Consider the following 13,603-nt stretch of genomic DNA (forward strand, 5'->3'; position numbering starts at 1 on the left):
TGTTTATATTTTGAAAACTTTAAAGAGTTGTTCTATTATGTAGGTATTGCCTCAATGTTTTTTGGTGCTACTATAAGACGGTACGTGTTTAAACTAGAGTAGTTCTTTTTTATAATATTACGGGCAAGCGTCATAAAGTTTTTTTGCGATTTTTATAAAAAAGATTACCTTTGCAAGTAATTATTGCTTAAAAATGAAAAAGAACTATGATAAGAAAATTTCCTTTTTTCTTTGTTTTGTGCTTGCTTATTAATCATGTTTTAATCGCATCTGGTAAACATGGTTCTAATAGGACAAAAAAAACGAACTACCATACAAAAAATAAGATACTTGAAAATACATCTAAAATTTCATGGAATAGTATAAGGTTGTTATATCCCGTTTCATCAGAAATTCTCAGAGATAGGAATGAAGCATTCGCTTCTTTTAAAAAGATAGAAGAAGAGGCATCATGGGTAGATAACTTTTCAAATGAAGACATTAAAGAGCTTCCTGTAGGGGTAAAACATACTAGAGAAAACATACAATATGCTATTGGTATTACTCGTGCAAATATCTATAAAGATTATACTGAACTCACGGTTTTTGCTAGAGTTCGTTTACCGCAAACGAATGAAAATGGATTGCCTGTAGAACTATTTTTCGGGGCAAATAATGTCAAATTATCTCATCAAGGAGGAATTATAGGAGATGCTAACTTAGTTTTGTTAGGAGATATGCGTATTCCTTTTAACGGAGGGAAATGGATGTTGACGCTAAAAGGAGGTTTTGATTATCGAACAGGAATAACTCAAAACAGTACCTATGTAACTATAAATTGTGAAGGGGTTAAAGAGCTTGGTATAGAGGGAGAGGTTGAATTTTCAAGAGAATTAATACTTCCTTTAGAAAAAAATGGAGAAGTAGATGAAAAAAGAGAAAAGGTCTTTTCTAGAATAGAAACCGAGAACGGTACGCAGAATATACAGGTGCCTTATAGGGTAAAAGGTGCTTTTAGAGCAATAGCTTCAGATTGGAATGATTTATTGGTTGGTATTGATTTACAGCCTTTTGTGTTAGCTAAAAAAAGAAATAATGAAAATTATGATGGTAATTTTCAGTTTTATGTAAATGAGGCAGTACTGGATTTTAGCGATTTACGAAATGCTCCTAATGTTAGTTTTCCCGATCATTACCGTGAAAATGGATTGCTATTCCCAAATCAAAATTCTTGGAGAGGGGTGTATGTAAATACATTAGAGGTAAAATTGCCTAAGGAATTTAAAACATCAGAAACTATTTCCGAAGGTAATAAAAGGATTGCTTTTGGTGCTCACCATCTTTTGATTGATGGCTATGGCATATCGGGTTCTTTTTATGCAAAAGATGTTTTCTCATTAGATAAAGGACGTACCAATAAGGAAAAAGCATGGGCATATTCTTTAGATAGAATAGAAGTCTCCTTGGTAGCTAATAAATTAGTGGGAGCTTCTTTTAATGGGCGGATTCAGTTACCTATATCAACATCAACAGATAAAAACAATCGTTTAGGCTTAGCGTACACGGGAATTATATCGGAAGAAGAGTATTTGTTGAATGTACGCAATGCGTCTGTTATTGATTTTAATCTATGGAAAGCTAAAGGAAAGTTGCTTCCTAATAGTGTTGTTGAATTAAAGGTTAAAAATGGAGAATTTCAACCCAAAGCAATACTTCATGGTAATTTAACTATTAAAACAGATAAAGATGAAGAAAAGCTAGGGGAAGATTCTTCGAATAAGAAAACATTAATAGACTTTAAAGGAATTGTTTTTGAAAATTTAGTGTTACAAACTAAAGGGCCTGTTTTTTCGGTGGATTATATGGGATATACAGAAAAGGTAGCTTTGGCAGGTTTTCCTGTATCTATAGAAAAGATAGGAATTACAGCGAATAAAGCTAATGCTAATTTATACTTTGATTTGGCGATTAATTTAATGGGGAAAAGTAATGGGTTCGGAGCTAAAACGAGTTTGGGAATTATAGGAGCCTTTGAGGAAGAAAATTATCGTCAAAAATGGAAATTTAAAGAAATAAATTTAGCGGCTATTGCTATGAATGCTGATTTGGGAGGTTTTTCTATGGAGGGAAGTTTGGCTTTAATGAATAATGATCCTGAATATGGAAATGGATTTGCTGCAAATTTGCAAGTAGAATTTAAATCAGGTAAAGGAATAAAAGTGGCTGCGAAAGGAGTTTTTGGAAAAACTACGTTTAGGTATTGGCAATTTGAGGCAATGGTTGATAATTTACCACCCGGTGCAGGCTCTGGGGTTTTAAATTTAGAAGGATTTGCAGGAGGTGCTTCTTATAGAATGAAGCGAACTGATTTTAGCTCCTCTTTTTCTCCTTCAGGAATAGGATACGTGCCTGATGAAAAAGTAGGGTTAGGGGTAAAAGCTATGGTGATGTTTAATGCTGTTAAAAAGGAAATAATAAAAGGAGGAGCAGGTTTTGAAATAGTATTCAACCGTAATGGAGGAATAGATTTTTTAGGATTTTATGGGCAAGCAACATTAATGGGGGTTACTATACCAGGGGTGGATAAAGTAAGTGGCTTAATGTCTAAACTAAAAAAGAATACTCTTGCTCGAAAAAAGTTTTTAGGGGTTACAGAAGAGAATATAGATAGTGCTTGGATGGGAAGGAATCTTTTGAATAAAGCATCTCGCGATTTTCCACAAACTCCTGCAAAAGAAATGGATATTAGTGCTAAAGTAGCAATTACTTACGATTTTCAAAATGACGTTCTTCATGGTGAATTGGATGCTTTTATTAATGTAGCAGGAGGTTTTATAAAAGGTAGAGGAGCTAGAGGTAGAGCAGGTTGGGCGGTATTACATTTTTCTCCTGAAGAATGGTATATTTATATAGGAACCCCTGAAGATCGCTTAGGTTTACGTATAGGAGTTGGGCCTGTAAGTATTGAATCTGGAGGCTATTTTATGACAGGAACAAAGCTTCCTGCAGCTCCGCCTCCTCCACGTATTGTGTCTGAAATACTAGGGGTAAGTGCTAATGAATTGGATTATATGAGAAATGAAAATACATTAGCTAATGGAGGGGGCTTTGCTTTTGGATCCGATATTTCTGTGGATACAGGAGATTTACGGTTTTTAATTTTTTATGCTCGCTTTCAGGCGGGTACTGGATTTGATATTATGCTGAAAGATTATGGAGAAGCGCAGTGTTCAAATACAGGAAGCCAAGTTGGTATTAATGGATGGTATGCTAATGGTCAGGCTTATACGTATTTACAAGGAGAATTAGGAATCCATGTGAAATTGTTTTTTGTGAATAAGAAAATATCAATAATCAAGGGGGGAGCAGCTGCTTTATTACAGGTAAAAGCACCTAATCCTGTATGGATGCGTGGCTATATAGGTGGACATTTTAGTTTGCTAGGAGGAATGATAAAAGGTCGATTCCGATTTAAATTAATTTTAGGAGAAGAATGTGTTTTTGAAAATGCCTCTCCTCTAGGTGGACTTAAAATAATTACAGATGTAAGTCCTGATGATGGAGAACAAGATATTGATGTATTTGCTATTCCGCAAGCTACTTTTAGTATGAAGGTAGGAGAACCTATTGTGATACCAGAAGATGAAGGAGATAAAACCTATAAAATAGTACTTGAAAAATTTAAAATTTTACACAAAGGGAAAGAAATACCAGGAAAAATAGAATGGGCTAATTATAAAGATAAAGCAAATTTTGTTTCAACAGATATTTTACCACCTAATGAAGAGGTTACAGTTCAGGTAACGGTAAGTTTTATGGAAAGAGTTGGTGGTATTTACAAAACAATTATAATTGATGGTAAAAAAGCAATTGAAAAAGAAGAACGAACTTTTACTACAGGAGGAGCGCCAACCGTAATTCCTTTACATAATATTACGTATGCTTATCCCGTATTAGATCAAAAATATTTTTTAGAAAAAGAATATAATAAAGGGTATATCCAGTTAAAAAGAGGGCAAGATTATTTATTTGACAATACCCAGTGGAATAGTTATATAGCATATAAAGAAGAAGGAATGGATTCTTCAGAGCATGCTTTCAAATACAATACTTCGGATAATATGCTTACATACCAATTACCGAATGTTTCGCAATCAAAAAAATATCGTTTGAGTATTACCAGTAAGCCTATAAAAAAGAATACTACAAAAAACGTTCATAAAAATAGTTATACAAAAGAAAATATAGGAGATAGTTCTAATGAAAATTCAGTTCAAATACAGCAGAAAAATGCGGAAAACATTTCTAAAGAAGGAGAAATAGAACGGCTAGCATATAGTTTTACAACCTCAAAGTATAAAACGTTTAGGCAGAAAATAAAATCGATAAAAACAACCAATTATAACTGGGGTAAAATTTATTCTGATGTTATTTATTTAACGAATAGGATGGAAACTCATGAGCCTTTTGATATTCCAGAATTATTAGGAACTAAATTTACCAATAATATTTCTTTGGTAAAAATTGAAGCAAGTTTAGAAGATGCTTATTTTATCAAAGATATTAATCCTCCATTGTATGCAAAGTACCCTACAGGAGGTTATACCATAAAAAATAGGGATACCCGTATATTAGGAACTCCTCCTAAATTCGCATTGCCTCTTTTAAATAATTATATAACTAGTTTAGAGCATGAAGTGAATGACAATATGTTACAAACAACATTTCCCTTCCGATATAATTTAGGATTGCTCTATAAAAAGGACTGGGTAGATTTACAGTCGCAGATTGCTAATGATTATGCAGATGGAATAATAAGAGGAGAAAATCCTATACTTAATTTCCTTGACAAAAGTTACCTATTTATGAGGTACGGTTATTATAAAGCAAAATTGTTTTATACTCTGCCAGGAAATATAAAAGGAAGCAATGTTGAGTATAAATTTAAGAATCCTAATGATTTTAGGTAAAACAAGTAATTCAATTATTAATCTAAATATTTTTTAAAATGAAAACAATGAAAACAATGAAAACAATGAAAACAGCTATGATTTTATTTTTAGCAGTATGTGTAAATGCCTCTTTTTTATCATGTAGTGATGATGCTGGTTCAGAAGGGACCCCACAGAATACGCTTATAGGAAAATGGAGAATATTAGCAGATGCTGGAGCAAACGGAGAAATAGGCGAATTAACTGAATGTAAAAAAAAGTCAACGCTTGAATTTAAATCGGATAATACTTTTATATCGGGTGACCATGCAGAGAATATCAATGATGATTGTGTTTTATTAGAAGGTAAAGGAATATGGGAAGAAAAAAAGGAAAATGTTTTGGAAATGAATTGGGGTGATCGAGTAGAAGAGACAAAATATTTATTTGAAAGTGGTAATTTGAAACTTTTAGGAGCAGATAGAGAGGGAAATGAAAACGGAAGCTATACACTTTATCAAAAAAAGTAAGTAAAATAAAAGGGCGGGCTCATAAATGCCTGCTCTTTCAATTGATATTCTAGAGTTGTTAGGGACTACATTTGCGAGTAATGTTTCTTTTGTGAAAATTGAAGCAAGTTTAGAAGATACTTATTTTTATTAAAGATATTAACTCTTCATTGTATGCAAAGTATCCTATAGTAGGTTATACCATAAAAAATGAGGTTGCTCTATAAAAAGGACTGGGTAGATTTACAGTCGCAGATTGCTAATGATTATGCAAAGGGAATAATAAGAGGAGAAAATCTTATACTTAATTTTCTTGACAAAAGTTACCTATTTATGAGGTACGGTTATTATAAAGCAAAATTGTTTTATACTCTGCCAGGAAATATAAAAGGAAGCAATGTTGAGTATAAATTTAAGAACCCTAATAATTTTAGGTAAAACAAGTAATTCAATTATTAATCTAAATATTTTTTAAAATGAAAACAATGAAAACAGCTATGATTTTATTTTTAGCAGTATGTATAAATGCCTCTTTTTTATCATGTAGTGATGATGAAACACCAGAAAGTCCTTTAGTTGGAAAATGGCAAGTTTACAAGCGTGGTGGAGGTGGTGAGCAAGAAGTAGAAGCAGGTGAATGCGAAGGAAAAACAGTGTCTGAAATTAAGAGCAATAATACTTTTAGCACTAACAATTATTTGGATACAGCTGATGGATGTATTTTAGAAATTATCAAAGGTACTTGGGGAGATAAAGGAAATAACGTATTTGAAGTTACACGTAATGGAAATACCAAAAGTGGTAAGTATTCTATCGAAAATGGAAATCTAAAAATAGTTTTTTCTAACGAAGAAGGTGAGATTTATACTATTTATAAAAGATTATAAAAAAATAAGAGCAAGTTTATTAATTAGTGAACTTGCTCTTCTCATATTTTAAAAGTAAAAGATGAAAAAGTTATTTGTTATATTCAACTTATTATTGATATCACATTTTTTAGTTGTTTCTAAAACTTTTGCTCAAGTAAACGAAGGAGAAGAAGTGCCAAGGGTACAAATATTGGCAAGAGCACAAAAAGGCAAAATTTTATTACGTTGGGCAGCAAATTCAGCTATTGCTTGGAAAAAAACAAATAAAAGTGGTTTTGTCCTAGAAAAATATCTGCTTTCACGAAATGGAAAGCGTTTGCCAAAACTAGAAAAAATATGGGAAAAAAAAATAGAGAAAGCTCCATTAGAAACTTGGCAAGAAATAGTAGAAAAAGATAATAATGCAGCAATTATTGCACAAGCGCTATTTGGAGAAAGTTTTTTTGTAGGAGGAGGAAATAACGGACAGTTAGCTGATATATACAATTTAGTAAACGAAAACGAGCAACGTTTTTCATTTTCATTATTTGCCGCTGATATGAATTTTGAGGCGGCGAAAAAAGCAGGTTGGGGATTTGAGGATACAGCGGTGGCTATAAATGAGAAATATGTTTATAAAATAAAGCCTGTATTATTAGAAAATATAAGTAAAATTGAAGACATAAAAGGAACGGCTGCTGTAGTAAGTTTGAAAGAATATGAGCCATTGCCAGCACCGTTAGATTTCCAAATTATTTTTGGGGATAAAAATGCTACTTTAACTTGGGAGTATCAATTATTCAAATCGGTATATACTTCTTATACCTTAGAGAGAGCTACAGATGGCGTTCATTTTACTTCATTAAGTAAAACCCCTCTGGTAAATCTTAATGACAAACCTAATGCTCCTGCCAAACGTATGTTTTATATAGATTCATTGGCAAGTAATACTCAGAAATACTACTATAGGGTACGCGGAATATCTCCTTTCGGAGAAAAAGGACTGTATTCGAAAATAATTTCAGGACATGGAAACCCTATTTTACCCTATACCCCTAGAATATTTGATGTACAGCTTACTAAAAACGCTAATGAAGCCATTATTGCATGGGAATTTCCAAAGAAAGGGGAAGATTTACTTCAAAAATTTCAATTGCTTATTGCAGCAAAAGATAATGGGCCTTATGTAATGGCTGTAGATAATATTTTGCCTAGCCAGCGTAAGTTGACCTATAGCAATTTACAAGCTTCTAATTATGTAAAAATTAAAGCAATTGGAAAAGATGCTAAACAAGAAAAAATATCCTTTTCTACATTAATACAACCTTTAGATAGAAAGCCACCTGCAATCCCAACAGAACTTAAAGGAACAATAGACAGTTTGGGGGTAGTACAAATTTCTTGGAAACAAAATACAGAAGCAGATTTTTTAGGATACCGAGTTTTTAGAGGTTTTCTAGAAAACGAAGAGCCTGCTCAAATAACGGTATCGCCCATACTGCAAAATAAATTTATGGATACTGTTACAGTAAAAAACTTGAATGCAAAAGTATATTATAGTATTGTTGCTGTAGATAAGCGGCATAATCATTCTAAAAAATCAAAAGTATTAGTAATTGAAAAACCCGATGTAATACCTCCTACATCTCCAATTTTTTCGGGATATAAGGTTAAAAAGAATAAGGTTGTGTTGACGTGGATAAGAACTTCAGAAGAAGAAATTACTCATATTATAGCTAGAAAAAATCTCACTAAGAAAGCTCCTTGGGAAAATATTTTAGTAACAAAAGATACCATACACCATTATATAGATACCAGTGTAGAAGCAAATCAAAAATATCGTTATCGCATTAGCGCAATGGATAAAGCAGGTTTAACATCAGAACCCTCGACTCCTCTGACAATAACAATAGCAGATATGGGAACAAAAAGTGGGATAAAAGGGTTTCATTATATTATAAATAGAGAAACCAATCAAATAGAACTTTTTTGGAGAGCTGACAAAAAAGAAATAGGAGAATATACCATCTACAAACAACTGAAAGAAAAACAACCTTCTATATGGAGAGTCTTACCAAGTAATATTCAAAAAGTAGTAGATATGGAGGTAAGCCCTAATGAAACGTATATATATCATATACGAGCAATATTAAAAAAAGGAGGATATACGAAAATAAAAAAAATTGAAATAAAATTTTAGAAAATGAAAAGGATTATAATCGTTATTATATTAATGCAGTCATTAAATTTTGTTCATGGCCAAGTTGGAGAGTATGAAGTAACCTTTGATGGATGGGCAGAAGGAGCAACAAATCATAATTGTGGATACGCTTATGTTCAGCTTGAGTTTGCAAACTCCTCAAATAACTATAAGGCTTTTGAGTTTAATTTTTTAGAATATTCTCCTAGGGTTTATTATCGAGCAGGAAGTGCTGAAACAACTTCTCGTTTTTCTGCAAATCAGAGGTTAAAATCACTTCGTTTTTGGTCAGAAAGGAAGGTTTATGATACTTGTAGAGGGACTAGAGCTTATAATGACGGGAGGGTTTATAGTAACAGTAGCAACAATTTTCTAGAGTGTTTTGATTTTGATTTTGAATTTGGACAATTTATAGATAGTAGGTACCATACAGGATTATGGAATTCAAAGTTTAATGTTAAAATTTATCCTATTTTAACCATTAATCCACCTGGGGAAGCTAATTCTTTTCCTGTTGAAGATGATATAGTATTAACTTCTCATACAGGGTTTAAAACAAGTGAGTATAATTGGAAATACTCTTTTGATGGCTATAATTGGGTCGATATGTATGCGTTTAATGGAGCGGCATCGATAAAATTAAATGCCCAAGAAATTGGTGATTTTGATGCAAGTTTAAACCATGGAAGAACTATTTATTTCAAGCAATCTGCCTGTGGATATGATTCTGATATTGTGAAATATAAAATACGTCGTTCTGCTCCGCATATAACAAGTGTTAATACAACAAATACAACCTGTTATGATGAGAAAGATGGTAGTGTAAAAATAAACTTTGATAGAGGGTTAGAATCCAACGAACGTTTAAGTATAACAATAGAAGATTTGGATAAAATTGAAGGCTATGTTAATGGTGTTCCTACCTATGAAATTGTTAGTTCATCCTCAAACGTTGTTTTAGCATCAGACAATTCATATACATTTAATAAAGATATTGGAAAAGGATTAGGAAAAGGGAGGTTTCGTGTAATTTTAGCTGGAGGAGGTACTATAGCTTATAATGGAGATAAGTGGAACACTTATACAGAATCTCCTACACATCAAGCTACCTTTACTATAAATAAACCAAGTCCTGTTGAATTTACAGCAACACATACCAATGTTTGGTGTTATGGAGGAAGTGATGGAACTATTGTAATAAAGGCCAAAGGAGGAAAAATATTAGAGAAATATAAATATTTATTACGCAAACAAGGAGATGAAAGTCCTGTTCTAGAAAGTGATTGGGTTGAATTTGAAAATCTGTCAACATTTACAGGAACATTTCCTAATGTAGTATATGAAGCTACCGAAGTAATAACAGGAAAACCAGCAGGTAATTACACTTTACAAATAAAAGATGCCAATAATTGTATCGCCAAAAGAATTGTTAGAGACGGTGCGGGAACCATTATTGGTTTAGCAGAAGAAATAGTAGAAACCGTAGAAATTAAACAACCAGAGAATCCTTTAGAAATAGTTTTTGTAGATGAAAAACAACCTACAGCTTTTGGTTTTTCTGATGGAAGAATACGTGCACAAATAACAGGAGGAACTTCATTACCTAATGGTAAGTATAATTTTACATGGACGCATGAAAGCGGTAGGAAATGGACTACTTTTACCGATTTTGTACATACAACAGATGGATGGTATTTGACTTTAGAAAATGCAATACAAGGTACTTATAGCTTAACAGTAACTGATGCAAATTATACAGATGCTGATACCAAAAAAGGTTGTATGATTGCGAATGCTAGCTATACATTAAATGAACCGTTTAAGTTAAACGTTGCTATTGAAGAGACAAATGTTATATCATGTAATCGTAAGAATGCTTATGATGATCCTTTTTCGGACGGGGAGTTAACAGCAATAGCAAGTGGAGGCGTTCCTTTTAGCCCTTTAATACAAGGGAAGTATGCTTACAAATATACTTGGAAAAAGAAAGACCGCTCAGGAGTATATCAAATCATACCTAATGAAACAGGAGATACATTAAGAAATCAAGAAGCGGGTGAATATGCTGTAAATATTGAAGATGCTAATGGAATTATTATAGGAAATTATAGAAATAATATCTTAACTACACCTACGGATGTAACCTACAATTTAGAAGAACCGGAGTTGTTAAAAATACAATATACAAAGCAAAATGTATTTTGCTATCAAGGTACAGATGGAGCTATCAATACAACGATTACTGGAGGAACAGGAACTTATACTACCCAATGGAATACAGGAGCTACCTCTGAAAATATTTCAAATTTGGAGGCTGGTATTTATACGGTTATGGTTACTGATGGGCGAGGTTGCCAGGTTCAAGAAACTATTGAAATTGAGCAGCCGAAAACTCCTATAGAAGTACATTATAATTTTTTTGAACCTACTTTTGCGGGAGCTACCAACGGTTGGATTCAAGCTACAATTACTGGAGGAACGCCTTTGAATGATGGAGCCTATACTTATGGTTGGACAGATGCTAGTGGTAATGACTTGAATGCTCAAGTAACAGCGCAAATAAACTCAAACAATTATATACTTACTTTAAATGGTATAGGAGAAGGAACCTACAAATTAACGGTTCAAGATAAAAATTATCCATCGGCTATCGACGATATAAATTGTAGTATCGTTAAGAGTGAATATACTATCAAAGATCCAGAGGCCTTACAAGTTGCGATGAAATTAGTTAAACCGATTTCTTGTAATAATAGTAATGCTTATGGAGATCCTTCTTCTGATGGAATCCTAGAAGCTGTAGCTGGAGGAGGTGTTATGTTGCAGCCTAATGAAAATAACGGCTTGCCCTATTATTATACTTGGAAAAAAGAAACGAGTCCTGGGGTTTGGACCATACTAACTTCACAAACTACGAACATTGCAACTGGACTTAATGGTGGAAACTACGCCGTTAATATTAAAGATGCTAATGGTGTTGTTTTAGGAGTGTATAAAGATAATGTGTTAGTAACGCCCACTGACGTAACTTACCATTTGGAAGAGCCAACATTATTAGAATTATCTTTCGAAAAGCAAGATGTACATTGCTACGAAGGTAGTGATGGTTGGGCAAAAACTATTATTAAAGGAGGAATTGCGCCTTATATTATTGAATGGGAAAATAAAAGTGATGATGTGCTAATAAGCAATTTAACCAAAGGGGCATATACAGTGGCTGTTACCGATAGTCGTGGTTGCCAAGCAACAGGAACTGTTTTGATAAGTCAGCCAGAAAAACCTATAAGTATAAATTTTACGGCTTTTGCCACTCCTACTGTTGGGGGAGTAGCAGACGGATGGGTTAACGCTGAAATAGAAGGAGGAACTGTTTTTCCGAATGGAAGCTATACTTACTATTGGCAAAATGAAACAGGAGAGATACTTAATGCCCAAACGCAAACCGATATTGTAGATGGAAAATTTCAAATACAATTAAACAATATATCTAAAGGAATTTATTATTTAACCATTCAAGATGCAAATTATATTACAGCAACGTCTAAAGAGGGGTGTACTTACATAGAAAAAGAGTTTGTTTTGTACGATCCAATAGAAGCTATCATTGCTATTGAAAAACCGATTTCATGTAATCAAAATAATACATTTAGTAATCCTTATGGAGATGGAAGTTTAAGAGCAACTATAACAGGTGGACTTCCTTTTAGTGTAGGGCAGGATTATAAATATACTTGGAAGAAAAAAGATGGTTCAGGTATATATCAGGATATACATCAAAATAGTTCTATTGTCACAAGTTTATCAGCGGGAGCATATGCTTTAAATGTAGAAGATAGTAGGGGGGTCGTTATAGGAGTATATGATAGTTTGGAGTTAACCAGTGCAACAGACGTTTTATACACTTTTAGAGAACAAGAATTAATTGCATTATCATTGTCTGCAACCGAAATTTCTTGTGATGCTGGGAATGATGGTACAGCAACGGTAGCTATTTCAGGAGGAGTTCCTCCTTACGATATTCAATGGTCTAATGGTCAAAGCACTCCAAAAGCTACTAATCTAATAGCTGGTAATCATTTGGTATTTGTGACTGATGCTAGGGGATGTGAAGCAGCAGGAAATATTACGATAGAGCAACCAGGGGGATTGAGCATAAAAGTGAATACAAAGAATCCTACGTGTTATAATAGTAGTGATGGAGCTATATCGCTAGATATCATAGGAGGAGTGCCTCCATACACGTACTCTTGGAGTTCAGGAGAGCAAACAACAAATTTAACAGGCTTACATGAAGGAAGGTATATTTTTTCATTAACTGATGCAAATGGATGTAAAGTTTTTGAAGAGGTGAAATTGGAGAATCCAGCACCAATAACGATTGATTTAGGAGCTGATAAAACATTATGCAAAGGTCAAGAGTATGTTTTAGATGCTAGTATTGATGTTCCTAATGTTACTTATGAATGGACTTCAGAGAATGGTTTTGTCTCTGATGAAGCATTAATTACGGTAACCGAAGAAGGTACTTATACAGTAACAGTTACATCATCGCTAGGTTGTATAGGAACAGATTCGGTGGCTATTATTTATAGCGATCGTCAAATAGCAGCAGAATTCTTAATGTCGTCTCAAGCATATATAAATGAAGATGTAGTAGTGTTTCATACTAGCAATCCTGCTCCTGAATCTTTTGAATGGGTGTTTAGTGAAGGAGTTACTATAATTGAAGAAAAAGAAAATACTGTTGTGATGCGTTTTGCTGAAAAAGGGACTTATAAGGTTGGGCTTTTAACGAATGTTGGCGATTGTGTTCAAGAGTTATATAAGAATATAGTAATAGAAGAAAATACGGAGTTACCAAACTTAGGAGACACAAAAACTCCATTTATCGAAGCATTTAACATTTCACCGAGTCCTAATACTGGAAACTTCAAAACGAAGGTAAGTTTAGCTGAACCCAGTGCTATTTCTTTACGTTTTTTTAATACGCAAGGAGAGTTTATAAAGCAACATAAACCTATAGAAGTATTAGAAGAATATGATATTCCATTCAATATGAATTTAGCATCAGGAATGTATATTCTAGTATTAGAAACGGCAAAGCAAACACAAGTAAAACGAATGATTGTAAAGTAG

General features: G+C 33.3%; 5 protein-coding genes. All 5 read left to right on the top strand.

The features are described 5' to 3' along the window. The first annotated feature begins 206 nt into the window (after window positions 1–206). Complete coding sequence (locus MARIT_RS04935) at window positions 207–4,949, top strand: hypothetical protein (protein WP_100210926.1); 4,743 nt, start codon at window positions 207–209, stop codon at window positions 4,947–4,949. A 47-nt stretch (window positions 4,950–4,996) separates the two neighbouring features. Then, complete coding sequence (locus tag MARIT_RS04940; RefSeq protein ID WP_157926190.1) at window positions 4,997–5,440, top strand: lipocalin family protein; 444 nt, start codon at window positions 4,997–4,999, stop codon at window positions 5,438–5,440. A gap of 455 nt (window positions 5,441–5,895) precedes the next feature. Further along, the gene (locus MARIT_RS04950; RefSeq protein WP_038025413.1) at window positions 5,896–6,306 is read left to right on the top strand and encodes a hypothetical protein; all 411 of its coding nucleotides are present in this window, start codon (window positions 5,896–5,898) and stop codon (window positions 6,304–6,306) included. 61 nt (window positions 6,307–6,367) lie between these two features. Next, window positions 6,368–8,467: a fibronectin type III domain-containing protein gene (locus MARIT_RS04955; RefSeq protein ID WP_024740674.1), complete on the top strand. Its 2,100-nt coding sequence runs from the start codon at window positions 6,368–6,370 to the stop codon at window positions 8,465–8,467. A gap of 3 nt (window positions 8,468–8,470) precedes the next feature. Next, window positions 8,471–13,603, top strand: coding sequence for a T9SS type A sorting domain-containing protein (locus MARIT_RS04960; protein WP_100210929.1), 5,133 nt, complete (start codon window positions 8,471–8,473; stop codon window positions 13,601–13,603).

The sequence above is a fragment of the Tenacibaculum maritimum NCIMB 2154 genome, assembly GCF_900119795.1.
Classification (GTDB): domain Bacteria; phylum Bacteroidota; class Bacteroidia; order Flavobacteriales; family Flavobacteriaceae; genus Polaribacter; species Polaribacter maritimus.